Below are 24,135 nucleotides of genomic sequence, written 5' to 3'. Positions count from 1 at the left end.
GCGAAGACTGCCAAGCCGACGCGGGCCGCGATGTGGACCCGTTACAGGCCATCTCGCCTTATAACCTCGCCGCGTGGCGTGGATCAACGATTTCCGGCCCTATAATTGTCATTTATTGTCAAAGCGCATTCGCTCTAGTAATTATGGATTTCTAACTATAAAACCTAAACAAAAACGGCCGCATCCAGAGATGCAGCCGTCAACGAAAAGCAGCAGCTAAACGATCAACCCGGTGTCGCGCCCGTCAATTGCGCATAGACGTCGTGCGCGATCTGCAGCATCACCTTGCGATCAATGCCGCCGGACACCGCGTATCCGAAATCGCCATCGACCCAATAGAACACATTCACCGGCCCTTCCTGATACAGCTTGAACGCAGTCGTATTCGCGCTCGCCTTGCGATGGGAAATGCAAAGCGTCACGCGCTCGCCTTTGGCGTTGTGATACATGAACTGCGCAACGGGCCCGTCGTCGCCCGGCAACACGCGGCCGCCGGCGAGCTGGAATCCGCTCCTGGTGAGCATCGGCGGATGCACATCGGTACCCAGCTTGTTCGCGAGGTACTGAACGAAATCCTCTTCGTGACCCTCGCCGATATCCGTGGGACGATCGACGGCAGGCATATACACGACATGCGCCAACGCTGCCTTTTGCGCGAAGACTTCGGAAACATCGGCGCTCACTGGCCGCGTATTCGACGAACCCTGCGACGACCCTTGTGACGAACCCGCCCACGGCACAGGCATGTTCTTGCCCACGTTCGTGCCGACGCCAATGCCGATGCCCAACACCAGCGCCGCCGCCATCCCCGCGAATTGCGGCCAGTTCGCCGCATTGAGCCAGCGACGCTTCTCGTGCACGCGCAGACGCGCAGGCACCGGCTCGTTGAGCACGCGGTCATAGCGCTCATGGAACATGTTGTTTAGCGAGAAGTAATCGCTGACGCGCGCGGCCAGTGCGGGGTTCGTTTCGAGCGCGCGCTCCACTTCTTCACGACGCTCGTCGGACAGCGTGCCGTCCACGTACGCGTGAATATCTTCTTCGCTGATTGGAGTCTGTTGATCGCTCATCGCACCACCTTCAGTTTTGCGCCGGGCTGAGCGCCCGCCATCAACGCACGCAAACGCTCGCGCCCGCGCGAAAGCCTCGACATCACCGTGCCGACGGGAATATCGAGCGCAATCGCCACTTCGGCGTAACTCATCTCCTCGAGCCCGACGAGCAATACGACTTCGCGCTGATCCGCAGGCAGCCGTTGCAACGCGTAATCGAGGTCACGCACTTCGAGCGAGCGCGTCTGTTCACCCGACACCGCGAATTCGCTTTCGACAATGCTCTCGTCATCGACGGAAACGTGAACTGCGCGCGTCGACGACTTGCGCACCTGATTGATGAACACGTTGTGCATGATCGTGAAAAGCCATGCACGCAAGTCCGTTCCGACCTGGAACATTTTCGTGCGCGTCAGCGCGCGTTCGAGCGTGTCCTGCACGAGATCGTCCGCGAGATCGCGATTGCTGATCAGCGCCCTCGCGTAGCGGCGCAATCGCGGCACGTGCTCCATCAACTCGTTACGGATGTCCATTTCGTCTATCCATCAGGTATCGCTCGGCACGCATTCCGCCGCGCGCGTCGCCTCTTGATGCAGAGAACACAACCTGCTGCATTTTATTCCGCGCTGTTTTCAATAGCCTTCACGTGCGCATGCAAATCCACAAGCCGTGTGTTTGCCTAACGCGTTGTCAGCGCATCGGCGGCACGCATCAGTCCGTGCGTCGTCGCGCGTCCTGCCAGCACATAGCGTTTGCCGTCGGCGGTCCACATCAGAAGCCGCGCATCGCCAACGCGTTGTGCAGACCAATGCGGCTTGTCGGCTGCGAACGGCGCGGGCGACGAAACCAGCACGACGGCGTCACCGTCCGCGTTCCGGTAATCGAGTATGTCGATACGAGCGAACGCGTTCGGACGACGCGTCCTCGCGTCGACGAGCCTCAGCCCCAACGGCGCAAGATCGGCGGCATGCGGATCGTTCGGCACAGTCGCCGCCGCACCAGCGTCTCGCTGACCCGAAGCGCGCATCAGCGCCATCACGGCCGTCGCATCGAGCATTTCCGTCGATACGCGCGACGCAAAAAACCACCCGCTCACCGACGACACGAGCAGCGCGATGCTGAGCAACGCCACGCCAATACGCCGCAGAAAGAACTTGCGCACCTTCGAACGGAAATCGATAGCCCGTGCCCGGTCGACGTGCGGTGCCCGAATGCGCTGCGCAAACGCGCCCTCGAAGACGTCTCGCATCTGCATGTTCAGATGCCTGTAGAACGCAATCCGCTCGGCCTCGCGCGGCCGAGCGCCCAGGTATTTACGCACGCGCGCCGCCCGCTCCGGCGGCAGATTGCCGTCGGCGAACGCCTGCATGTCCGCTTCGGTAAGCGGCGGATCGGTCGGCGAATGAGTGCGGGACATAGCGGTTCAGTCGTACAAAAATGAAGCTCCTGTTGCGCCAACAGGACCATTGCGGACTTTATTCCAACCGCTTTCAACGATTCATTCGTCAGACATTAGGCAAAAACAAACGCGCCGCATGACCGAAGCCATGCGGCGCGTAATGTAGAAAAAACGAAAGCAGAAAGACGAAGCCGTTTACTTCGCCGAAACGTCGATATTGCCGAAGTACTTCTGCGCGAGCGTCTTGACCGTGCCGTCCGCCTGCACTTTCGCGATTGCCGCGTTCAACTGGTCGCGCAACGCAGTGTCGCCTTTGCGGACGCCGAACGCGATGCCGCTGCCGAGAATCTTGTCGTCACGCACCGCCTGGCCGACGAACGCGAAGTCCTTGCCATCGGGACGCGACAGAAAGCCTGTTTGCCCAGCAGGCGCAAGCACGAGCGTTGCATCGAGACGGCCGGCGACGAGATCCGTGTACACCTGGTTCTGGTCCTGATACGGCACGACCGTCACGCCGGCGCCTTCCCAGTGCGCCTTCGCATACGTTTCCTGAATCGACGCCTGCAACACGCCGACGCGCTTGCCCTTTAGCGATTCGGGCGTCGGCAGCAGGCCGCTGTCCTTGCGCGCGATCAGTTGTGTCGGCACGCGGTAGATCACGTTGGTGAAGTCGATGGCCTGGCGGCGCTTTTCCGTCGCGTTCATCGCCGAGTTGATCGCGTCGAACTTGCGGCCTTGCAGCGCCGGAATCAAACCGTCGAACGACGTTTCGACCCAGCTGCATTTCAGGTTGGCCGTCTTGCACACAGCGTTGCCGATGTCAATATCGAAGCCCTGCAATTCGCCATTCGAGCCCTTCGATTCGAACGGCGGATATTGCGCTTCGAGCCCATAGCGCAGCGTCGTCGCATCGGCGGCCATCGCCGACGCCGTCGCAACCGATGCAAACGCACAGGCCAGCATCAGCAGATTCTTAACAAGCTTCATCGTTGATCTCCTTCCCTTTATGTTCAATGCACGTCAGACGGCGTAGCGATGCGCCGATGCTTGAGCACCGGCAGACGGTTGCGCGCTTCGTCGAGCGCGGCCTGGGTCAGCGTCGCGAGAGCGATGCCGGGTTCGTCGTCGTGACGCGCGAGCACTTCGCCCCACGGCCCGACGATCATACTGTGGCCAAAAGTCCGCCACCCATTCGAGTGCGTGCCGCACTGACCGGACGCGAGCACGAAGGCCTGATTCTCCACAGCCCGCGCGCGCAGCAGCAACTCCCAGTGCGCGAGCCCCGTCGTGTGCGTGAAGGCGGCGGGCACGGCGATCACGTCGGCATCGGGCGCCGCGCGATACAGCTCGGGAAAGCGCAAGTCGTAGCACACCGACAGACGCAGCGTGCCGAACGGCCCTTGAGCAGTGCCGATGCTGTCGCCGCCGACCATCGTATCGCCTTCCGCGTGCTGCTCGGCGCCCTGATTGAAGCTGAACAAATGAATCTTGTCGTAGCGTGCCGCGCACTGCCCCGACGGATCGAACACGAGCGACGTGTTGTACGCATGCGTGCCGACCTGTGGGCCCTGCGACGGCCGGATCGGCACCGTGCCGCCGATCAGCCACGTATTCGTCTCGCGCGCCAGTTCCGCCAACGCGTGTTGGATCGGGCCATCGCCGAACGCTTCGGCGAGCGCGACGCGCTGCATTTCGTCATTGCCGATCCAGCAGAAGTATTCGGGCAAGCAGATCAGCGTTGCGCCTTCGCGCGCCGCCTCGTGCACCCAACGGCGCGCTTCGCCGAGATTCTGCCGGACGTCAGAGCTACTGCTCATCTGCACGACGGCTGCGTTGATTGATTCCTGCATCATCGCTTGTTGCTCCCTCGTCCTCAAATCGAGCGCAGACGGCGCGCGCCTTCGATCAGCGTGTCGTCGTCCTTCGAAAAACTCAGGCGTATGAGGCCGCCATCCGTGCCGTCCGTATAGAACGCCGACAGCGGAATGGTGGCGACCTTCGCATCGCGGATCAGGCGCAGCACGAAGTCGCTGTCCTTTTCGTCCGAGAAGCCGCGAAAACGCGCGAGCATGAAGAAGCTGCCTTCGCTCGGCAACAGCTCGAAGCGTGAGTCGTGCAATTCGCGCGTCAACAGATCGCGCTTGTGCTGATAGAACTCGGAGAGGCCCAGATAGCTCTGCGGATCCGCGAGCGCTTCGACGAACGCGTATTGCATCGGCGTATCGGCGGAAAACACCATGAACTGATGAACCTTGCGAATCTCGTCCATCAGCGCGGCAGGCGCGAGGCAATAGCCGACGCGCCAGCCCGTCACGTGATACGACTTGCCGAACGACGACACGATCACGCTGCGCTCCGCGAGCTCGCGATGACGCGCCATGCTGTGATGCTTCGCGCCATCGAACACGACGTGCTCATACACTTCGTCGGAGAGAATCACGATGTCCGTGTTGCGCGTGACGGCCTTCAGGCGCTCGATGTCGGCGTCGCTGAAAGTCGTCGCGGTTGGATTGTGCGGCGTGTTGACGATGATCATCCGCGTCTTCGGCGTGATCGCGGCAGACACTTCGTCCCAGTTCACGCGGAAATCGTTCGACGAGAGCTTGATCGCGATCGGCTGCGCGCCTTGAAGGCGAACGATAGGCGCATAGCTGTCGAACGACGGCTCGAAGTAGATCACTTCGTCGCCGGGATGCACGAGCGCGCTGATCGTCGAGTACAGTCCTTCGCTCGCGCTTGCGATCACGGTCACTTCCGTCGACGGATCGTAGTGGACGCCGTACAGCGTCTCCACTTTCGCCGAGAGCGCCGCGCGCAATGCGCCGATGCCCGCCATCGGCGCATATTGGTTGTGACCCGCGCGCATCGCCTTGGTCACGCCATCGACCAGCGCTTCGTCGGGGGCGAAATTCGGCGCGCCTTGCGACAGGTTCAACGCATTGTGTTCGGCGGCCAGTTGACCGATGACCGTGAAAATCGTCGTGCCGACGTCCGGCAACTTCGAGCGTGCTTGCAAAGCGCTCTGCATGAGATTCCTCCTCCTCGCTGCAAATCGGCGGACCATGCGTGATGCGTCGGTCCCGTCCAGTTTGAACGATTAGGCAACAACGCGCGCGCGAGAACAATCGAAAGTTTGTCATGCGCGGCATGCGTTTCGCTCATGCGGTGAATGCTGCGGCGCGATGCGCGAATGCACGCGAAGGCGCTTGCGCGAATGGAGTAAAGCGGAATACGGACGACGGCAGGGTAATCCCGCAGGTATGAAGAGGCGTGATGCTAACGAGGATCGGCAGCAGCTTTGCAGAAGAGAGAGGCAGCGCGCGCCACGCGCTGCCGTCACGTTCATTCGTCCATCAGACGCACTTTCACTTTCTTGCCCTTGACCTTGCCTGCGCTCAGTTTGCGCAGCGCGTCACGGGCAATGCCGCGATCGACGGCGACGTAAGTCGAAAACTCCGTCACGTTAATCTTGCCGATCTGCGAACCGTTGAAGCCCGCCTCGCCCGTCAGCGCGCCGAGCACGTCGCCGGGGCGGATCTTTTCCTTGCGGCCGCCGAGTATCTGGAGCGTCTCCATCGGCGGCAGCAGCGGCCCGTCGCTAGCGGGCTTCAGTTCGGAAAGCGGACGCCACTCGACATCGCGCCCTTGCGCCTCTTCGATGCCGCCCACGCGCCCCATTTCGTTCATGCTCGCGAGGCTCAGCGCCCAGCCTTCCTGATCCGCGCGTCCCGTGCGGCCGATGCGATGCACGTGCACTTCCGGATCAGGCGTCACGTCGACGTTGATCACCGCTTCGAGCTGCGCGATGTCGAGGCCGCGCGCGGCGACGTCGGTCGCGACGAGCACCGAGCAGCTGCGATTCGCGAACTGGATCAGCACCTGATCGCGCTCGCGCTGCTCGAGCTCGCCATGCAGCGCGAGCGCGTGAAAGCCCTGCGCACGCAGCACATCGAGCAGATCGCGGCACTGGTTCTTCGTGTTGCAGAACGCGATCGTGCTCACAGGGCGGTAGTGGTTCAGCAGCAGACCGACGGCATGCAGACGCTCGTCCTCCGTCACTTCATAGAAGCGCTGGCGAATCTTGCTGTCGTCGTGACGCTCTTCGAGCTTCACTTCCTTCGGGTTGCGCAGAAACTGCTGGCTCAGTTTCGCGATGCCCTCGGGGTACGTCGCGGAGAACAGCAGCGTCTGCCGCTCCTTTGGACATTGACGCGCGACCTTCGCAATGTCGTCGAAGAAGCCCATGTCGAGCATGCGATCCGCTTCGTCGAGCACGAGCGTGTTGAGCGCGTCGAGCGCGAGGCTGCCGCGCTCCAGATGGTCCATGATGCGCCCCGGCGTACCGACGATGATGTGCGCGCCGTGTTCGAGGCTCGCGGTCTGCGGACGCATCGGCGTGCCGCCGCAGAGCGTCAGCACCTTGATGTTTTCTTCGGCGCGCGCGAGCCGGCGAATTTCCTGCGTGACCTGATCGGCGAGTTCGCGCGTCGGGCACAGCACCAGCGCCTGCACCGCGTAACGGCGCGCGTCGAGCCGCGCGAGCAACGCGAGCGAGAACGCCGCCGTCTTGCCGCTGCCCGTCTTCGCCTGCGCGATCAGGTCGTGGCCGGCGAGCGCGATCGGCAGGCTCGCAGCCTGGATCGGCGTCATCTCGACATAGCCGAGTTGCGTGAGATTCGTGAGCGCCGCCGGCGAGAGCGGCAGTTCGCTGAAGGGACGTGCCTTGTCTGTCATGTCGTTGTGCGGGCTTCAGTTATACGGGCGGCCTTCGATCTGCTCGTAGACAATCGTGCCGTCGTCGGCGTCGAAACGCTCGACGTAGTTGCGGGCGCCGCACATCGGGCAGCGAAACAGCAAACCCTGCCCTTCGTTCTTGATGACGACGTCGGACTGTTCCCACTGCGCGCCACAGCTCTGGTTGATGCAAGTAAACACGTTGATTCTCCAGCTTGATCGGTTGAGCGCGTTCCGCCGCAGGGGAAGAACGCGAATGCACGCAAGGCGCTGATCGATCGGTCCACGCAATGCAGCACGGAACAGATACAGCGCGGCCTGCTATGTCGTCGATGAGGATGGGTTGATCGGGCGGCGAAGGAAATTCGCGCATTCCGCAATTTTAACGGATGTGCGATGGCGAGCCCGGCAAGAACGTGCGAGATACGTTTAGTGAGTCAGCAGCGCGTTGGCGGGCGCATGGACCGTTTTGAGCGTCTCAGAAGGAAGCAGGCCGAACAGCTTGCGATAGTCGGTCGCGAACTGGCTGAGATGCCAGAAGCCCCACGCAGCCGCGACGTCCTGCACCGTGCGCTCGCCAGGCGCGGCATCGCACAGATCGCGGCGCGCGCCATTCAGGCGGATCGCGCGCAGATAGCTCGCGGGCGCGAGACCGAGCACGTCCTGAAAGCAGTACTGCAACGTGCGGCGGCTGACGTGCAAATGCTCGCACAGCTCGGGCACGCTGATGGGACGCTCGCGATTCGCGAGCACATAGTCGCGCGCGGCGGAGACGATCCATTGCCTGCGCGGACGCGCAGGAATAGCGGCGGGTTCGACGGACGGGGTCCCGCACAGATCGAACAACGACGACAGCACCGATGCTTGCAGGTTGCAGCGGGCGCGTGTGGAAAGCGCGGCGCTTGCCGTGTCGTCGAGTGCGCTGCGCAATAGCTCGCAGAATTGCGCCTTGTTTTTCGCATCGATCGGAACGACGCCTGTATGCGTAGCCTGATCCATGTCCGCGTGTTCGACGGCGGCTGCATGCCGGTGCAGCACGTCACGGCATACGACCACGCCGAAGATCGCATAGCCGCCCGGCGTCAGCAGTTCGAATTCGACGCCGCCGCGTTGAAACGCAAGCGCATCGTTGCCGATTGCGTGCGAGTCGATGCGGCCTGTGTTTGCGTCGTCAGTGGGAATGCCGAACCAGTAGGCGTCCGCGGGCACTTCGCAGGTCTGGCGCAGCGTCTGGTTCGTCGTCTCGCAGAACACGTGCATCGCGTCGAGATGCAGGCCCGTCAGCTTGCCGACGAAGCGCCCTGCCGTGAGCTGATCGTAAGTTTGCGTCCAGCCGCGAAGATTGCGCGCCTGTTCATCGGCGTCGTGCGCGACGCTCGTTTCGACGCGACACACGGGCACGCGCGAAAGCGGAGAGGAAAGATCGGTTGTCATATGGGCGTCGATGATGAACATGCACCTGCATGTGACATTGAACAAACAAGCGCACATCGACGCAAGTCCCATGCCGAAAGAACCTTCGGCAACCTCCCATTCCAATGCACGCGCGCTGTTCATTCGATGAACACTCGCTGGTCGAATTGCTCACGGATGCAACGCCTGCTGTGAGCAATCTCGCGCTCATCGCGTGACGTGCATCGCGACAGTGCCGCGTGCACCGGCATCGGCTGTATGCGCGCCCTCGTTGGCACACTTCTGGCGATATGGACCCGCGGCAGCAGAAGACCGCTCAGCCGGGTGACATGCCCAAACGAATACATCGACTATCCGATCATGTGAGGAGCACGCAGATGAATCACGCAGAAATGAAGTTTCTGACCACCGAGTTTCCGTATAAGAAGCAGTACGAGAATTTCATCGGCGGAGAGTGGGTGAAGCCGGCGGGCGGTGAGTACTTCGACAACGTTTCGCCGATTACGGGCGAGCCGTTCACGTCGATTCCGCGCTCGCGCGAAGCCGACATCGAACTCGCGCTGGACGCCGCGCATCGCGCGAAAACGGCTTGGGGCAAGACCTCGACCACTGAGCGCGCGAACATCCTCAACAAGATCGCCGATCGTCTGGAAGCGAATCTGCAACGTCTCGCCGTCGCCGAGACGATCGACAACGGCAAGCCGCTGCGCGAAACGATGGCCGCCGACATCCCCCTCGCGATCGATCACTTCCGCTATTTCGCCGGCGCGATCCGCGCGCAGGAAGGCGGCATTTCGGAGATCGATCACGATACGGTCGCCTATCACTTTCACGAGCCGTTGGGCGTGGTCGGCCAGATCATTCCGTGGAATTTCCCAATCCTGATGGCGACGTGGAAACTCGCGCCCGCGCTCGCGGCAGGCAATTGCGTCGTGCTGAAACCGGCCGAGCAAACGCCAGCGTCGATACTGGTGCTGGTCGAACTGATTCAGGATCTGCTGCCTGCTGGCGTGCTGAACGTGGTCAACGGTTTCGGTCTCGAAGCGGGCAAGCCGCTCGCATCGAACAAGCGCATCGCAAAGATCGCGTTCACGGGCGAAACGACGACGGGCCGTCTGATCATGCAGTACGCGAGCCAGAACATCATCCCTGTGACGCTCGAACTGGGCGGCAAGAGCCCGAACATTTTCTTCGCAGATGTGCTCGACAAGGACGACAGCTTCTTCGACAAGGCACTCGAAGGCTTTGCGATGTTCGCGCTGAACCAGGGCGAAGTGTGCACGTGCCCGTCGCGCGTGCTGATCGAAGAATCGGTTTACGACCGCTTCATGGAGCGCGCGTTGAAGCGCGTCGCCGCCATTCAGCAAGGCCACCCGCTCGACGCAAAGACGATGATCGGCGCGCAGGCCTCGAAGGAACAGCTCGAAAAGATCCTGTCGTATATCGATCTCGGCAAGCAGGAAGGCGCGCAATGCCTGATCGGCGGCGAGCAGAACAAGCTCGACGGCGAACTCGCGAAAGGCTACTACGTGAAGCCGACGGTATTCCGCGGTCACAACAAGATGCGCATCTTCCAGGAAGAGATCTTCGGGCCTGTCGTCTCCGTGACGACGTTCAAGAACGAAGAAGAAGCGCTCGAGATCGCCAACGATACGCTCTACGGCCTCGGCGCAGGCGTCTGGACACGCGATGGCTCACGCGCGTATCGCTTCGGCCGCGAGATTCAGGCGGGCCGCGTGTGGACCAACTGCTATCACGCGTATCCGGCGCACGCGGCGTTTGGCGGCTACAAGCAGTCGGGCATCGGGCGCGAGAATCACAAGATGATGCTCGACCATTATCAGCAAACGAAGAACCTGCTCGTCAGCTATAGCGACAAACCGTTGGGTTTCTTCTGAGCGTCGTGCACCTGTCGGGCGAATCGCGCGATGCGGTTCGCCCGCTTTTTCAGCGGATCAAAAGAAAGAGGAAGCGCAATGAATGACGAAGGCGTTGCGCGTGTCGTGGCAACCGACGCGGCCATCAAACTGATCCAGCAGTTGAGCGCCGAACACGGGCCGGTCATTTTTCATCAATCGGGCGGATGTTGCGACGGCAGCGCGCCGATGTGTTTTCCGTCGAACGAGTTTATGGTCGGCGCGTCGGATGTATGGCTCGGCACGATTGGAGGCGTGCCGTTCTATATGAGCGAATCGCAATTCGAGTACTGGCAGCACACACAGTTGATCATCGATGTCGTGCCGGGCAACGGCGGCATGTTTTCCCTCGAGCGGCCGACAGGGCTGCGATTCCTCACACGCTCGCGCCTTTTCGATGACAAAGAAAACGCTTGGCTCGGCAAGCATCCCGTGAGCCGTGCCGATGCGCTCTGACGTTGGGTTGGCGAAGTTGACGCAGTAAGCGTCCAGCCGTGATATGACGGCTGGACGCTTTGTTATTTTCTCGAAGCGTCAGCGATTATCGATGCGGCTTCGGCAGTTTGAAGCAGCGCATCGCTATCGTCCTTCAGACCGACACCCGTCAGCCCCAAACGGCGCGCATGCGTCAGCAGATAGTGCAGCTTGTGTGCGGCTGCTTCGTAGTCGAGTCCTTCCGGTCGCACGTTCGAAATGCAGTTGCGTTGCGCGTCGCTGCATCCGACTTTCGGCGCATACGTGAGATAGATGCCCAGGCTATCGGGCGAACTGAGCCCAGGCCGCTCGCCGATCAGCATCACGACGAGCTTCGTTCTAAGCAACTCACCGATCTCATCGCCCAACGCAACGCGTGCTTGACGCGCAACCACGACAGGGCCGATCTTCCAGTCCGCGAGGCGCTTCGTGATGGCCTGCAACAGAGGCATCGACTGCTTTGAAGCCGCAAACGCGGACAGCCCATCGGCGATGACGAAAACCACTTCGGGCGGATCGTCGCTCGCGGCATTATTCAACAGATCGCGGCTCTCGTCCGAAAGACGCCGCCCCATATCCGGACGCCGCAAATAGTGCTCGCGATCCGGCGCGGCGCTATGCACGTCGAGCGACGCGAAGCCCTGCGCGCGCAACTGTTCATGCAAGACGTCGGCATCCAAGGGATGATGCACGGCGTCGCGCGCCTGCGCGTGCGAAAGATTGAACGCCAGCAGCGGCGCAGTCGGCAGAGAGTTGCCCGCGCGGCCCAACGCAATGCGCGCGTTCGTAAAGGCACGCAGCGTCTGCCACGCATTCTTTTCGATCGAATCGCTCATGCGATGCCCATCCATTCGCTCGCGCCTTCGAGCAGCGGTTGACGCGCGGGCGCATTGAGCAACGCGCCACGCGCATCGGTGATCTGCATCGACTCCAGCCACTCTTCGAACTCGGGCGCGCGGCGCAAACCCAGCACCTCTCGCACATACAGCGCGTCGTGAAACGACGTGCTCTGGTAATTGAGCATTACATCGTCCGCGCCGGGAACGCCCATGATGAAGTTGATGCCCGCAACACCGAGCAGTGTCAGCAGATTGTCCATGTCGTCCTGATCGGCTTCCGCGTGATTCGTGTAGCAGATATCGCAGCCCATCGGCACGCCGAGCAGCTTGCCGCAGAAGTGATCTTCGAGACCGGCGCGCGTGATCTGCTTGCCGTCGTACAGATACTCGGGGCCGATAAAGCCCACCACCGTATTCGTCAGAAACGGATGGAACCGCCGTGCGACGGCATACGCGCGCACTTCGCATGTCTGCTGATCGACGCGATGATGCGCATTCGCCGACAGCGCGCTGCCCTGCCCCGTTTCGAAGTACATCACGTTGTCGCCGACAGTGCCGCGCTTGAGCGACAGTGCCGCTTCATACGCTTCCTGCAACAGCGCCAGCGAAATGCCGAAGCTCTCGTTCGCTTTCTCGGTGCCGGCGATCGACTGGAACACGAGATCGACGGGCGCGCCTTTTTCAATCGCGGCAATCGTATTGGTCACGTGCGTGAGCACGCACGATTGCGTCGGCACCTGATAGCGCGTGCGGAAATCGTCGATCATCACGAGCAGATTCGTGATCGCTGAAAGACTGTCCGACGCGGGATTGATGCCGATTACCGCGTCGCCGCAACCGTACATCAGACCGTCGATCATCGATGCGGCGATGCCCTTCACGTCATCGGTCGGATGATTCGGTTGCAGGCGCACCGACATGTGACCCGGCAAGCCAACCGTGTTGCGAAAGCGCGTGACGACAGGCCGTTTGCGCGCCGCCAGGATCAGATCCTGATTGCGCATCAGCTTCGACACGGCCGCGACCATTTCGGGTGTGAGGCCATTCGTGATACGCGTAAGCGCGGCCGTATCCGTCGAAGTGGACAACAGCCAGTTGCGGAATTCGCCCACGGTCAGGTGCGCAATCTCCGCGAATGCTTCGGGCGAATGCGTATCGATGACGAGGCGCGTGACTTCGTCGCTCTCGTATGGAATCAACGCTTCATTGAGGAATGTGCGCAATGGGACGTCGGCGAGCGCCATCTTTGCAGCGACGCGCTCCTCCTCGCTCGCCGCCGCGATGCCGGCGAGCTGGTCGCCGGAACGCAACGGGCTCGCCTTCGCCATCAGCGTCTTCAGATCGGCAAACCGATACGTCCGGCTGCCGATTGTCTCCGTGTAGCTCATATCGTGTACTCCGTCGCCGCGGCTACTGCGCGGCCTGTTGCGTGTACGTCAGCGCATCCGCTGCATTTAATGCTCGCACGCGTTCATTCTTCGAGCAGTACATCAGCCGGCGCGACTTCGCGTTGCTGGCGCGTCATCAGGAAGTAGCCGTAACCGAGCGCGACGAACGCAGCAAACACCAGTGCGACGAGCAGATTGAAGTAGATCATCGTCGCGAGCGAAATCACGGCTGCCACCAGCGCGAACGCCGGGAAATACGGAAACAGCGGCGCGCGGAACGGACGCTCCATGTCAGGCTCGGTACGGCGCAGCTTGAACAGCGCGAGCATGCTGATGATGTACATCACGATAGCGCCAAACACCGACATCGTCACGATATTCGCAGTGAGCGTCTGTCCGCCGAACTGGATCAGCTCGTCGCTGTAGATCGCCGCGATGCCGACCACGCCGCCCGCGAGAATCGCGCGATGCGGGGTCTTGAAGCGCGGATGCACTTTCGACAGCCACTCCGGCAGATAGCCCGCGCGCGCCAGCGCGAAGATCTGCCGCGAATAGCCGAGGATGATGCCGTGAAACGACGCGACGAGGCCGAACAGTCCGAGCCACACGAGCATGTGCATCCAGCCGCTGTTCTCGCCGACGATGTATTTCATCGCTTGCGGCAGCGGGTCGTTGATGTTCGAGAGCTTCGTCCAGTCGCCCGCCGCGCCGGCGAACACCATCACGCCGATCGCGAGCACGACGAGCGTCAGAATGCCCGTGACATAGGCGATGGGAATCGAGCGCTTCGGGTTCTTCGCTTCCTCGGCGGCCATCGCGACGCCTTCGATCGCGAGGAAGAACCAGATCGCGAATGGAATCGCAGCGAACATGCCGTGAAACGCGCCCATGCTGAACGTGCCGGAGCCTGCCCAGCCGCCCTTCGTGAAGTTCGCCCACTGGAAGCCCGGCGACACGACGCCCATGAATACCAGCAGCTCGAAGATCGCGAGCAGCGTCACGCACAGCTCGAACGCCGCCGCGATCTGCACGCCGACGATGTTCAACGCCATGAACACGAGGTACGCGCCCATTGCCGCGTGCTTCGGTTCGAGGCCGGGAAACTGGACGTGCAAATACGCGCCGATCGCGAGCGCGATTGCGGGTGGCGCGAACACGAATTCGACGAGCGTCGCCGCGCCCGCGATATAGCCTCCCGTGGGCCCGAACGCGTGGCGCGCGTAGGCGAATGGGCCGCCCGCATGCGGAATCGACGTCGTGAGTTCGGTGAAGCTGAATATGAACGTCGTGTACATCGCAGCGATAAAAAGCGCGGTGATCACGAAGCCGAGCGTGCCCGCGCTCGCCCAGCCGTAGCTCCAGCCGAAATATTCGCCGGAGATCACGAGGCCGACGGCGATGCCCCAAAGCTGCCAGGTGCCGAGCGTCTGCTTCAACTCGTGATGCGTGACGACGCCTTTGTGCTGGGTTGTCGACTCTGCTTTCATCGGAGGCTCCATTTTCGAAGTTGCCAATTGATGGACCCGCGTCGTTGCCCTTCGCAGCGGGCCTGTTACGGGCGGCATCTGGCGATGGTAGGAAGCCATAAATCGAGGTGTTATCGAAAATCGGCAAAGATGAATGCCGTTGAGCGCGCACGCGAACGGCTCGGGTTAAGTCGTCGCTGAATTGTGTGGTCGGGACGCGGCCTGTGCGGAGGATGTGGAAAATCGCTGCGAGCTGTCGTGAACTTTGCCGCGCCTTCTTCTACGATTGATTGCCATGAGCGACCTCGGTCATCGCGCGCGACATGCCGCGCGGCGGGGTATGGAAGTTTGCAGTCGTTCACGCGGGCGTTCTGCGCCGTCTTATGCATGTCGCCCGCGCAGTATCGGAATGCCGGGACGCGTCGCCTGTTCCGGCCGTCTATTACGGACCCAGGAGGTAATCAAATGACGATGAGAGATGTGGTGATTCGGGATATCGCGGGCTTCGACGTGCTGACCGTCGATCACGTCGGGCCGTATCTGCAGATCGGCAAGGCGTTCGAAACGCTGATGGACTGGTTGGCATCGCGTGGACTGCTGTCCGGCGAAATGCGGATGATCGGAATCTTCTACGACGATCCGACTGCAGTCGCCGAAAACGAATTGAGGTCGAAGGCCGGCGTGTGGCTGCCTCGGGCCGTCGATGTGTCGGGCGGCGGGCCTGTCAGCGTCACGCCGATTACCGGCGGCAAGTACGCCGTATTGCGGCACAAAGGGCCTTACGAGGATATGGCGGCGGCTTATCAGTGGCTCTATGGCGAGTGGCTGGTGAACTCGGAACACGAGGCCGCTGACGCGCCTGTGTTCGAAGAGTATTTGAACAATCCCAAAGAGACCGCGCCGGCGAATTTGCTGACGGATATCTGTTTGCCGCTGGTTTAGGAATAGTTCGTGCCCTGTTGCATTGCGTCTGAAGATAGACGCGTCGAGCGGGAGGCGAAATGCCACGATATCGGGATCGGAGTGGCCGATCAGGCGTGGTCGCCTACGAAACCTGTCCGGACGCTATCGTTGTGGGATTCAGGAACGGCCAGGTCTATCTGTATAACTACGCGACCCCGGGCCAGCAAGACGTGGAGAAAATGAAGCGCCTTGCTGTCCGTGGTCGCGGGCTGTCGACGTATATCTCGCAAGTGGTTCGCGATCGGTATGCCAAAAGGCTGCGGTGAGCCCGGCATCCAGGCGGTTGGTCCATCGAGGCCGCAATGCCTCTCATGCGCCTCGCCACAAACCGCAACCGCATTTATCCCTGCAACGTAGCGACTACCTTCGCTCGCATTTCCTGATTTTTGTCGAAAGGATCGTGAGGATTGCGCAAAGCGACGATGTCATCAAACCGCTGACGCGCGGCGGAGAGCTTATCCGGATGCGGACAGATGTAAAAGCGCTTGTCGTGAATGCCGTCGAAGGTCAACTGTGCCACCTGTTCTGCGCTGACCGTGCCCGCCCCTGTTCCCATATCGAGAATAGCCTGGGCCGCCAGTTGCGAACGATGAAGCGTCCCCTCGACGCCGAGCGCTGCCGGGCGATTGCGCTGCGACCGGTTGATACCCGTGGCGACGAAAGAAGGACACAACACCGAGCATTTCACCCTGTCGGTTACAAGGCTTAGATCGTGGTAAAGCGATTCGGTCAGTGCAACCACGGCATGCTTGGAGACGGTGTACGGGCCAAGCATCGGCGCCGTGACCAGTCCGCCGATCGACGCGGTATTCACGATATGCCCTACGTAGTCGCGATTCTTTTCAGCGGCCGCGAGCATCAAAGGCGTGAAAATACGGACGCCGTTGATAACGCCACGCAGATTGACACCCAACACCCAGTCCCAATCCTTTTCCGAACTCTCCCAGACCAGTCCGCCAGATGCCACGCCCGCATTGTTGAAAAGTAGGTTGACCTCCCCGAATGCGGCGACGGCGGCGTCGGCCAAGGCTTGCACTTCGTCGGATCTTGAAACATCGGTGCGCTTGCCGATAACATCGGCACCCGCTGCTTTCAGCTCGCTCACGGTTGCGTCCAGCGCGTCTGCCTGCACGTCGGCCAGCACGAGCTTCATGCCGAAAGAGGCGCCCAGGCGCGCAAATTCTCGACCAAATCCCGACGCGCCGCCTGTGATGACAGCGACTTTCCCTCTGAACTGAAGCATCCTGATCGTCTCCTCGTGTGTATGCGATAGGGTGGCAAGCGCAGCAAAATTCGTACGCTCGTCGCAGACCCGCATCGTGATCGGCGCGGCTGCAAGAACCGCCCGGTCACCTGTGCTGCCATGTATCAGTGGCAGGCGTAGCCGCCGTCGACCACCAGTTCGGTACCGGTGACATACGCGGAATCATCGCTGGCAAGATACAGCACCGCCCCCGCCACCTCGTCAGGCGTGCCGCGACGCTTGAATGGAATCTCGCCACCGATGCGCGCACGCACGGTCAGTGCTTCTGCTTCGGACAAGCGGCTCGGTGCGCCGGAAAGCAAAGGCGTGTCGATGTAGCCGGGATGCAGGCTGTTGACGCGAATGGCGTAGCCTTTCTCCGCGCAATGCAGCGCGACGGATTTCGACAGGAACCGTACGCCGGCCTTGGATGCACTGTAGGCCAGTGCCGCCGGTTCACCGCAAATAGCGGTAATCGACGACATATTGATGATCGATCCGCCGTTCTCCTTCATGAGAGCCAGGCTGTGCTTGCAGCCGAGGAAAACGCTTTTCAGATTGACGTTAAGTACCTTGTCGAAATCCTCTGCAGTGCAATTCTCGATGTTGTGCGACATCACGATGCCGGCGTTATTGACCAGCACATCGAGGCGGCCTTCGCTGACCCGGATGTGCTCAAGCACGCGGAGCCAGTCGGCTTCCAGCGTGACATCGTGAGAAAGAAAAGTGACCGACAGACCGGAGCGTCGCAGTTCATCCTCGGCCTTTTTGCCGCCGGATTCGTTGACGTCCGTAAAGTAGATTTTCGCGCCTTCCTGCGCGAGGCGCCGCGCGAAGGCGAGTCCCATACCGGAGGCTCCGCCCGTGACGAGCCCGATCTTGCCCTGCATTCTCATGGCTGTTGTTTCCCTTGAGTTGTCTAGCTGAAGGTGGCGACAGCGAGCAAAATCTTTCTTCGCGCCTCAGGCTAACCAGATGGCGATCGGATCGCGGTGTTCTTGCTTAACGAGGCGGAGGATTGTTCTCGCAGACGAGGGCCAATGTTAAGTCGGCGTTTTTGCCGGCGTTATGGCATATCCGGACAGGTTGTTGTCCTATTCGGAGACTCAGCACCTTCTTGCCGCGAACTCACTCGGACTCGCGCACGCGGTTTCTGAACTCTTTCGGGGTAGTGCCTTTCCATCGTCTGTAGGCGCGAATGAAATTCGACGCCTCGCCGTAACCGAGCGATTCGGCTACCTGTTCCACCGATAGCGGGCCGGCAAGCAGCTCATCGGCCAATGCTTCGCGAACTTCTTCCTGCAACTGCCGGAAGTTCGTGCCCTCTTCGGCGAGCCGTCGACGCATCGTGCGCGACGTCATGTGGAACTCTTCCGCCAGCGCTTCCATATCGGGCTGCTGCGCCGGGACGGCCACGAGCCGATCGCGCAACTGGCCCGCCAGACCCGTGCGCGCCTGGCGCCTTGTCAGCATGGCCTGGCACTGCGCTTCGCAGTCACGCGCGACTTCTTCGCTGGCGCATGGCAATGGGCGGTCGAGGTACGCCGAGGCGTCCTTGAGTATGCGGTTCGAGGGCGCACCGAACTCCGGCGTCATGCCAAAGAGCGCCTCATACGGTGTGACATCGGATGGCGCCGGCCTGCGCAACGTGACACTGAAAACCGGCAGCGTGGTATTGAGCAGATCTCGCTGGATGTTTGCAATCGTCGCGCAATCCCGATCGACGATAAACGCGCGCACGTCCTCAGGAACCCTGCTGTCATCGATGATGGTTTCCACCGTGCCGCCGATCACCTTCGAGCAGATATCCGGAAACGGGTACGACAGCTCCAGGTAGCGTGAACCCATGGCCACCGCACTGCGCAGCGTTGCACAGCTCAGCACGGCAAAACCATAGACCCCATAGGTGGCCAACCGGTAGCGCAGCCCAACGTGGATACCGAGACCAGAAATATGTCCCAGTGTGCTGACCAGATTGCGGATCAATTGCAGTTCCTGCTCTGCCTGAACTTCCGCACCGGTGTCGGCCAGTTGCGCCCAGGTCAATCCCGTTCCCTTCAGGCATCGATCCGCGGACATTCCATGATCCATGCCGAACTGAAGCAGCAATCGAACGCTTGGGCCGTTATGGCGGGGAACGTGACTGAGGTGACGCATAGGCGGGTGGGAGAAGCAACGTCCGAATCTGATAACTAATTGTCCCAATATGCCATAACGCCCTCGGAAAAGCCTACTTAGCATTGTTACCGAGTCAACAGCCCTCACCCATCAGCCGTATCCCCGCCCCGACGTGCCAGAGCTTGCGAGCAGCGACACGGCCGCCGGATGCGTGCCGGGTACGCGGTTGCGCCCGTCGTTTCTCGCGTCGAAAAACCGACCAGGCGAATGCGAGACGGCACCGATGTGCCGGACAGCAATGTTGCCGCCTGGTTCGGAATCTGTCCGGTCCGGCAGCAGCGAGGCGAATGCAATGGCGCTGTCGACGATAAGGCTGAACAAGGGTATTCAAAACAGTCCGCTGCGGACGGCCGGACGCAACCGCGTGTCCCGCCAACCGCTTCCGAAGGAGACAAAACATGAAACATTTCGATGCAGTTGTCGTAGGCGCCGGTTTCTCCGGCCTGTACATGCTTCACCGGCTGCGCGAGCAGGGTCTGACGGTGCGCGTCTACGAGGCCGGCACCGACGTCGGCGGCGTCTGGTACTGGAACCGCTATCCCGGCGCGCGTTGTGATGTGGAGAGCGTCTACTACAACTACACGTTCTCGGACGAGCTGATACAGGAATGGACGTGGACAAGCCGCTATCCGGATCAGCCGTCGATCCTGCGCTACCTGAACCATGTCGCCGACCGATTCCAGTTGCGCAGCGACATCCAGTTCAACACGCGCGTGAAATCGGCACACTATGACGAGCAGACGGGCCGCTGGCTCGTGGGCACGGACGATGGCCAGACCGTATCGGCGACCTACTTCATTTCCGGTGTCGGTTGCCTGTCGTCGTCCAACACGCCGGATTTCAAGGGACTGTCGAGCTTTACCGGTGAGCACTATCACACGGGCACCTGGCCTCACCAGCCCGTCGATTTCAGCGGCAAGCGCGTGGGCGTCATCGGCACTGGCTCCAGCGGCATCCAGGCCATTCCAGTCATCGCTGAGCAAGCGCAACACGTGTATGTGTTTCAACGCACGCCTCAGTACACCACACCCGCGCAAAACCATCCTTACGACGACGCCTATATCCGGGAAACCAAGGCCAACTTTCCGGCGATCAAGGCCAAGCTGCTCCAGTCGTGGGCCGGTACGAATATCAGGCCCGCGCCCGATCGGGTAACGCTTAACGACGCGCCCGAAGAGCGCCAACGCCGGTATGAAGCAGCATGGGAAGAAGGCGGCTGGATGAACACCGGGTACAAGGACCTGATGACCAGCGTAGAGGCCAATGAAAAGCTCTGCGACTTCGTGCGCGGGAAGATCCGCAGCCTGGTGAAAGACCCGCAGACTGCCGATCAACTGTTGCCGACCTACGTGTTCGGCTCCAAGCGGCCGGTGCTCGACACGAACTATTACGCGACGTACAACCGCGACAACGTCACGCTTGTCGACGTGAAGGCGGCGCCCATCGCAGAGATCACGCCCGGTGGCCTTCGCACTGCTCAGGCCGAGTACCAGCTGGACACGATTGTCTTTGCAACCGGATACGACGCGATTACCGGCCCGCTGTTTCGCATCGACATCCGCGGCAGACATGGTGTCGCGCTGAAGGACAAATGGGAGGATGGCCGCCAGATCCGTACCTATCTGGGTATCGCCAACGCCGGCTTTCCGAACTTCTTCATGATCACCGGCCCTCAAAGTCCATCCGTGCTGACCAATATGGTGTTGTCGATCGAACAGCACGTCGAATGGATTTCTGACTGCATCCAGCACCTTCGCGAGAACGCCATCAGTTCGATCGAAGCCACGCCGGAATCGGAAACGGACTGGAGCCAGCACGTGCGCACCGTTGCCGATAGCACGCTGTTTCCGCGCGGCGAATCCTGGTACAACGGCGCGAACATCAAGGGCAAGACGATGCCGTTCCCGATCTATGTCGGCGGCGTTCCGGCCTACCGCGAGATATGCACGAAGGTGGCCGCGAACGGCTATCAAGGGTTCGTGTTGACGCCGGTGCCTGCGGAGACCGTGTGATCATGGCGCTCGATCCACAAGCGCAAGCTATCCTCGATCTCATGGCGGCGGCCGGAAGCCCGCCGCTCGAAACGCGCACGCCTGAAGAAGCACGCGTCGCGGCATCGCGGCTGCAGGCACTGTCCGGCCCTCCCGAAGACGTTGCCAAGGTGGAAAATCGCACGATCGCAGGGGCGGCAGGAGAAATCCCCGTGCGCATCTATACGCCGCAGGGCGGCGGGCCTTTTCCGGCCTTGGTCTTCTTCCATGGAGGCGGCTGGGTCATCGGCGACCTCGATATCGTGGACGTCCCGTGTCGCCGCATCGCAAACCGCGCGGGATGCGTGGTGGTGTCCGTGGATTACCGGCTCGCGCCTGAACATAAATTCCCGACCGCCGTCGAAGATGCCTATGCCGTCACCGAATGGCTGGCTGCCAACGGCAGTACGGTTGCCGTCGATGCTAGCCGACTGGCGGTCGGCGGAGACAGTGCGGGCGGCAACCTGGCGGCAGTCGTCGCGCTAATTGCCAAAGACAAGGCCACGTTCGCTCTGCGTCATCAGGTGCTGCTCTATCCCGTTACGAATCACGATTTCGGCACCGGCTCGTACCGTGAAAACGGCGACGGATATTACCTGACGCGTGCAGCGATGCAGTGGTTCTGGCAGCACTACCTGAGCGATACGCGGGACGGCAGGCATCCGTATGCGTCGCCGATTCTGGCTGACGATCACCGCGGCCTTCCTCCAGCTCTGGTCATCACCGCGGAGTATGACCCGCTGCGCGATGAAGGCGAAGCTTACGCGCAACGCCTGGCCTCGGCGGGCGTGCCTGTCAGGGCCGAGCGCTACTCAGGCATGATCCACGGATTCTGCTGGATGCCGGGTGCAATCGAGCAGGGCGGGCACGCACTCGACATGGCCGCGGCTACGCTGAAAGAAGCGTTCGCCAACTGATTAGCACGCCTTTGAGCGTATTCTTCTCTTCACCTTGATTGGGCGAGCGGCAACGTCGGCCTTTTGCGATTGATGCACGCCCAACTCCAACCGTCGTCAAGTATTGCGCAAGAGATATGCACGCCACCATCCATCGCCTTTCGATGCGTCTTTCCGCAGGTTTGTCGTCCATTTGCATCGCCGCTAACTGTCTCTTGTGCAGCAGTGCATTCGCTGCGCACAACGCCGGGCCGAAGGATTCGCCATCCGATTCGATCGCGCGGTATGAAGCACTTGCGAAATTGCCGTTTCCGGGCGGCCAGCCCACCCGCGCAACCGCAGCGACGCTGCGCGACGAGCTTTTGTTCCAGCGTGCAACCCAGGTGTATTTGTGGGCGTTGCCAGCGATCAACCTGTACTCGATGAAAGAAGGGTTCGGAGAAGGCGTTCGGCGCTGGTTATAACGTCTTCCCGGTCTGGAAAGAGCGTCTCGATGCCAAGACCGTCGTGCTTACACCCAACTCCGATGTCATCTACGGCATGGGTTATGTGGACGTTGGCCGCGACGGCCCCATGGTGATCGAGGTGCCGCCCAAACAGCAAGGCATACTCGACGATTTCTGGCAACGGCCTATCGTCGGACCGACGGTAGACGGCAAGACGTACGCAGGCGACATCGGTTTTGCCGGCCCAGATCAGGGCAACGGGGGAAAATTCCTTGTGCTGCCGCCCGACTATGCCGGCAACATTCCCGACGGCTATTTCGTCTATCGATCGCGGACGAACAACGTTTTTGTTTTCTGGCGCGCCTTTTTTAGCGACCGCACCGATCTCGCGCCACCCGTCAAGCTGATGGAGCAGACGCGCATCTATCCGCTCGGCAAAGAGCCGAAGTCCATGCAATTCCCGGACGCCTCCAGTGTGCCCGTGAACATGACGTTCCCGCCGGACGGACGGTTCTTCGATGTGCTGGCGCGATTCGTCGACAGCGAGCCAATCGATACCGCCGACACGGACTGGCGCGGCATGATGGCATCGATCGGCATCGTCAAGGGACAACCATTCAAGCCGGATGCGCACACGCGCGCAATCCTCGATGCTGCGGCAAAGACCGCTTTCAAAATGAGCCGGTCGATGATCTACGACGAACTGGCACAGCGGCCGGGAGGATTGATCTACAGCGACCGGCGCTACGTGACACCGGCGCGTCATTTCGCGTACGACTGGGAATGGATGGATAAGGCGGGCAAGTTCCGCGATCTCGATGCGCGCAGCGGCGTCTACAGCATCGCTTACGCCACTAGCCCCGCGATGGCATCCGTAACGCCGGGCAAAGGCGCGCGATATCTGACGACATTCAAGGACGCCGACGGTCAATCGCTGGACGGTAGCAAAGACTACAGGCTGCATCTTCCGCCGAACGTGCCGGCGGCCATATTCTGGTCGGCAACGCTGTATGACACGCAGACCGCTTCAGGTCTCGACAACGGACAACCCCTTCCCTCCATCGGCTTGCGCGACAAGCCTGCAATCAATGCGGACGGTTCGATCGATCTTTACTTCGGTCCGCATGCGCCAGCAGGAAAGGAAAGCAACTGGCGCCGCACCGTGCCAGGCAAAGGCTTCTTCGTGATGCTGCGCCTGTACGGACCGACTCAACCGTACTTCGATCAGACGTGGAAGCCCGGTGATGTAGAGAGAGCGAAGTGATCGGCTAGAACTGGCGCGCTGCGATGCGTCGGCTGGATAGCGCATCGCCTGCCAGGCGTAACAGGTACGCAGAATGGAAAAAATGGCTACATCGAAAGTTAAGGCAACGCTGAACAAGCCGTTGTTTTCATCCATTCGGGCGCAAACAGAGGCAGATTGATCGTGAGAGAAGCTTTCCGCTTGTTTTTTCCTGCCCACCAGGGCGTTGCGTACGGGCCTTCGGCCCGCATTTCGCCCATTACGGGCGGACCTGTGCCATCAATCGTCTGCGCGAGAGATAGACGTTGGTCAACGCCAGCGCGACGAAGGCGCGATTGGCGTTCTTCGCCAGACCGCGATAGCGCACCTTCGTGAAGCCCCACAGGCGCTTGACCACAGCAAACACGTGCTCAACCCGAGCACGGATCTTCGATTTGTTGCGATTCTTGCCGCGC

At 61.1% G+C, this 24,135-nt stretch carries 23 protein-coding genes; 7 read left to right on the top strand and 16 right to left on the bottom strand.

What is annotated here, in order from left to right; all coding sequences use genetic code 11:
* Positions 1-224: 224 nt before the first annotated feature.
* From BMW76_RS02835 to BMW76_RS02795, 9 genes are all read right to left on the bottom strand, one after another.
* Positions 225-1,070 (bottom strand): anti-sigma factor family protein, encoded by an 846-nt coding sequence (locus tag BMW76_RS02835; protein WP_090862633.1) that lies wholly within the window; start codon positions 1,068-1,070, stop codon positions 225-227.
* Positions 1,067-1,585: an RNA polymerase sigma factor gene (locus BMW76_RS02830; protein WP_090862630.1), complete on the bottom strand. Its 519-nt coding sequence runs from the start codon at positions 1,583-1,585 to the stop codon at positions 1,067-1,069. The genes BMW76_RS02835 and BMW76_RS02830 overlap by 4 nt, the downstream gene beginning before the upstream one ends.
* Before the next feature lie 146 nt (positions 1,586-1,731).
* Entirely contained in the window at positions 1,732-2,469 is a 738-nt protein-coding gene (locus BMW76_RS02825; RefSeq protein WP_090862627.1) for an anti-sigma factor family protein, read from the bottom strand.
* Between the two features lie 177 nt (positions 2,470-2,646).
* Entirely contained in the window at positions 2,647-3,438 is a 792-nt protein-coding gene (locus tag BMW76_RS02820) for an ABC transporter substrate-binding protein (protein ID WP_090862623.1), read from the bottom strand.
* A gap of 23 nt (positions 3,439-3,461) precedes the next feature.
* Positions 3,462-4,304: a carbon-nitrogen hydrolase family protein gene (locus BMW76_RS02815; RefSeq protein WP_090862620.1), complete on the bottom strand. Its 843-nt coding sequence runs from the start codon at positions 4,302-4,304 to the stop codon at positions 3,462-3,464.
* A gap of 20 nt (positions 4,305-4,324) precedes the next feature.
* Positions 4,325-5,479: a pyridoxal phosphate-dependent aminotransferase gene (locus BMW76_RS02810; RefSeq protein WP_090862617.1), complete on the bottom strand. Its 1,155-nt coding sequence runs from the start codon at positions 5,477-5,479 to the stop codon at positions 4,325-4,327.
* Between the two features lie 314 nt (positions 5,480-5,793).
* Positions 5,794-7,185: an ATP-dependent RNA helicase DbpA gene (dbpA, locus tag BMW76_RS02805; protein WP_090862614.1), complete on the bottom strand. Its 1,392-nt coding sequence runs from the start codon at positions 7,183-7,185 to the stop codon at positions 5,794-5,796.
* A gap of 15 nt (positions 7,186-7,200) precedes the next feature.
* On the bottom strand, positions 7,201-7,386 hold the full coding sequence (locus tag BMW76_RS02800) for a hypothetical protein (protein WP_087732256.1): 186 nt from the start codon (positions 7,384-7,386) through the stop codon (positions 7,201-7,203).
* 228 nt (positions 7,387-7,614) lie between these two features.
* On the bottom strand, positions 7,615-8,619 hold the full coding sequence (locus tag BMW76_RS02795) for a helix-turn-helix domain-containing protein (RefSeq protein WP_090863559.1): 1,005 nt from the start codon (positions 8,617-8,619) through the stop codon (positions 7,615-7,617).
* Positions 8,620-8,975: 356 nt separating this feature from the next.
* Here BMW76_RS02795 and adh point away from each other — a divergent pair, with 356 nt between their 5' ends.
* The gene (adh, locus tag BMW76_RS02790; protein WP_090862611.1) at positions 8,976-10,496 is read left to right on the top strand and encodes an aldehyde dehydrogenase; all 1,521 of its coding nucleotides are present in this window, start codon (positions 8,976-8,978) and stop codon (positions 10,494-10,496) included.
* Positions 10,497-10,574: 78 nt separating this feature from the next.
* Positions 10,575-10,970 (top strand): DUF779 domain-containing protein, encoded by a 396-nt coding sequence (locus BMW76_RS02785; protein WP_090862608.1) that lies wholly within the window; start codon positions 10,575-10,577, stop codon positions 10,968-10,970.
* Positions 10,971-11,032: 62 nt separating this feature from the next.
* On the opposite strand, the gene eutC is transcribed toward BMW76_RS02785, so the two are convergent.
* The 3 genes from eutC to eat all read right to left on the bottom strand — a co-directional run bounded on the left by eutC (position 11,033) and on the right by eat (position 14,702).
* Positions 11,033-11,824 (bottom strand): ethanolamine ammonia-lyase subunit EutC, encoded by a 792-nt coding sequence (gene eutC / locus BMW76_RS02780; protein ID WP_090863556.1) that lies wholly within the window; start codon positions 11,822-11,824, stop codon positions 11,033-11,035.
* Positions 11,821-13,215: an ethanolamine ammonia-lyase subunit EutB gene (locus BMW76_RS02775; RefSeq protein ID WP_090862605.1), complete on the bottom strand. Its 1,395-nt coding sequence runs from the start codon at positions 13,213-13,215 to the stop codon at positions 11,821-11,823. The genes eutC and BMW76_RS02775 overlap by 4 nt, the downstream gene beginning before the upstream one ends.
* An 83-nt stretch (positions 13,216-13,298) precedes the next feature.
* On the bottom strand, positions 13,299-14,702 hold the full coding sequence (gene eat / locus BMW76_RS02770) for an ethanolamine permease (protein ID WP_090862602.1): 1,404 nt from the start codon (positions 14,700-14,702) through the stop codon (positions 13,299-13,301).
* Between the two features lie 444 nt (positions 14,703-15,146).
* Between eat and BMW76_RS02765 the strand changes: the two genes are divergently transcribed.
* Positions 15,147-15,623 carry an AraC family transcriptional regulator gene (locus BMW76_RS02765; RefSeq protein ID WP_090862599.1) on the top strand — a complete coding sequence of 159 codons (477 nt, stop codon included), beginning with the start codon at positions 15,147-15,149 and terminating at the stop codon, positions 15,621-15,623.
* A 361-nt stretch (positions 15,624-15,984) separates the two neighbouring features.
* On the opposite strand, the gene BMW76_RS02755 is transcribed toward BMW76_RS02765, so the two are convergent.
* From BMW76_RS02755 to BMW76_RS02745, 3 genes are all read right to left on the bottom strand, one after another.
* Positions 15,985-16,887 carry an SDR family oxidoreductase gene (locus BMW76_RS02755; RefSeq protein WP_090862594.1) on the bottom strand — a complete coding sequence of 301 codons (903 nt, stop codon included), beginning with the start codon at positions 16,885-16,887 and terminating at the stop codon, positions 15,985-15,987.
* 125 nt (positions 16,888-17,012) lie between these two features.
* Positions 17,013-17,783, bottom strand: a complete 771-nt coding sequence (locus BMW76_RS02750) for a glucose 1-dehydrogenase (protein ID WP_090862591.1) — start codon at positions 17,781-17,783, stop codon at positions 17,013-17,015.
* 232 nt (positions 17,784-18,015) lie between these two features.
* Positions 18,016-18,966, bottom strand: a complete 951-nt coding sequence (locus tag BMW76_RS02745) for an AraC family transcriptional regulator (protein WP_218162523.1) — start codon at positions 18,964-18,966, stop codon at positions 18,016-18,018.
* A 497-nt stretch (positions 18,967-19,463) separates the two neighbouring features.
* Here BMW76_RS02745 and BMW76_RS02735 point away from each other — a divergent pair, with 497 nt between their 5' ends.
* From BMW76_RS02735 to BMW76_RS02725, 4 genes are all read left to right on the top strand, one after another.
* Complete coding sequence (locus BMW76_RS02735) at positions 19,464-21,077, top strand: flavin-containing monooxygenase (RefSeq protein ID WP_090862582.1); 1,614 nt, start codon at positions 19,464-19,466, stop codon at positions 21,075-21,077.
* A 2-nt stretch (positions 21,078-21,079) separates the two neighbouring features.
* Positions 21,080-22,012 carry an alpha/beta hydrolase fold domain-containing protein gene (locus BMW76_RS02730; protein WP_090862579.1) on the top strand — a complete coding sequence of 311 codons (933 nt, stop codon included), beginning with the start codon at positions 21,080-21,082 and terminating at the stop codon, positions 22,010-22,012.
* A 116-nt stretch (positions 22,013-22,128) separates the two neighbouring features.
* Positions 22,129-22,455, top strand: coding sequence for a hypothetical protein (locus BMW76_RS41760; RefSeq protein ID WP_245763108.1), 327 nt, complete (start codon positions 22,129-22,131; stop codon positions 22,453-22,455).
* A 43-nt stretch (positions 22,456-22,498) separates the two neighbouring features.
* A complete protein-coding gene (locus BMW76_RS02725; protein ID WP_245763107.1) occupies positions 22,499-23,701 on the top strand; it encodes a DUF1254 domain-containing protein in 1,203 nt (400 codons plus the stop codon).
* Positions 23,702-23,939: 238 nt separating this feature from the next.
* On the opposite strand, the gene BMW76_RS02720 is transcribed toward BMW76_RS02725, so the two are convergent.
* The coding region (locus BMW76_RS02720) for a transposase (protein ID WP_143062196.1) at positions 23,940-24,135 on the bottom strand (196 nt) is incomplete at its 5' end.

The sequence above is a fragment of the Paraburkholderia diazotrophica genome (genome assembly GCF_900108945.1).
Taxonomy (GTDB): Bacteria; Pseudomonadota; Gammaproteobacteria; order Burkholderiales; family Burkholderiaceae; genus Paraburkholderia; species Paraburkholderia diazotrophica.
This window is presented reverse-complemented; position numbering and strand designations above follow the sequence as displayed.

Coding starts and splice junctions, on each gene's coding strand:
- BMW76_RS02765 (WP_090862599.1), top strand. CDS start 15,147: ATGACGATGAGAGATGTGGTGATTCGGGATATCGCGGGCTTCGACGTG.
- BMW76_RS02755 (WP_090862594.1), bottom strand. CDS start 16,887: ATGCTTCAGTTCAGAGGGAAAGTCGCTGTCATCACAGGCGGCGCGTCG.
- BMW76_RS02750 (WP_090862591.1), bottom strand. CDS start 17,783: ATGAGAATGCAGGGCAAGATCGGGCTCGTCACGGGCGGAGCCTCCGGT.
- BMW76_RS02730 (WP_090862579.1), top strand. CDS start 21,080: ATGGCGCTCGATCCACAAGCGCAAGCTATCCTCGATCTCATGGCGGCG.
- adh (WP_090862611.1), top strand. CDS start 8,976: ATGAATCACGCAGAAATGAAGTTTCTGACCACCGAGTTTCCGTATAAG.
- BMW76_RS41760 (WP_245763108.1), top strand. CDS start 22,129: ATGCACGCCACCATCCATCGCCTTTCGATGCGTCTTTCCGCAGGTTTG.
- BMW76_RS02810 (WP_090862617.1), bottom strand. CDS start 5,479: ATGCAGAGCGCTTTGCAAGCACGCTCGAAGTTGCCGGACGTCGGCACG.
- BMW76_RS02825 (WP_090862627.1), bottom strand. CDS start 2,469: ATGTCCCGCACTCATTCGCCGACCGATCCGCCGCTTACCGAAGCGGAC.
- dbpA (WP_090862614.1), bottom strand. CDS start 7,185: ATGACAGACAAGGCACGTCCCTTCAGCGAACTGCCGCTCTCGCCGGCG.
- BMW76_RS02815 (WP_090862620.1), bottom strand. CDS start 4,304: ATGATGCAGGAATCAATCAACGCAGCCGTCGTGCAGATGAGCAGTAGC.
- BMW76_RS02795 (WP_090863559.1), bottom strand. CDS start 8,619: ATGACAACCGATCTTTCCTCTCCGCTTTCGCGCGTGCCCGTGTGTCGC.
- BMW76_RS02835 (WP_090862633.1), bottom strand. CDS start 1,070: ATGAGCGATCAACAGACTCCAATCAGCGAAGAAGATATTCACGCGTAC.
- BMW76_RS02775 (WP_090862605.1), bottom strand. CDS start 13,215: ATGAGCTACACGGAGACAATCGGCAGCCGGACGTATCGGTTTGCCGAT.
- eutC (WP_090863556.1), bottom strand. CDS start 11,824: ATGAGCGATTCGATCGAAAAGAATGCGTGGCAGACGCTGCGTGCCTTT.
- BMW76_RS02785 (WP_090862608.1), top strand. CDS start 10,575: ATGAATGACGAAGGCGTTGCGCGTGTCGTGGCAACCGACGCGGCCATC.
- BMW76_RS02820 (WP_090862623.1), bottom strand. CDS start 3,438: ATGAAGCTTGTTAAGAATCTGCTGATGCTGGCCTGTGCGTTTGCATCG.
- BMW76_RS02745 (WP_218162523.1), bottom strand. CDS start 18,966: ATGTCCGCGGATCGATGCCTGAAGGGAACGGGATTGACCTGGGCGCAA.
- BMW76_RS02830 (WP_090862630.1), bottom strand. CDS start 1,585: ATGGACATCCGTAACGAGTTGATGGAGCACGTGCCGCGATTGCGCCGC.
- BMW76_RS02735 (WP_090862582.1), top strand. CDS start 19,464: ATGAAACATTTCGATGCAGTTGTCGTAGGCGCCGGTTTCTCCGGCCTG.
- eat (WP_090862602.1), bottom strand. CDS start 14,702: ATGAAAGCAGAGTCGACAACCCAGCACAAAGGCGTCGTCACGCATCAC.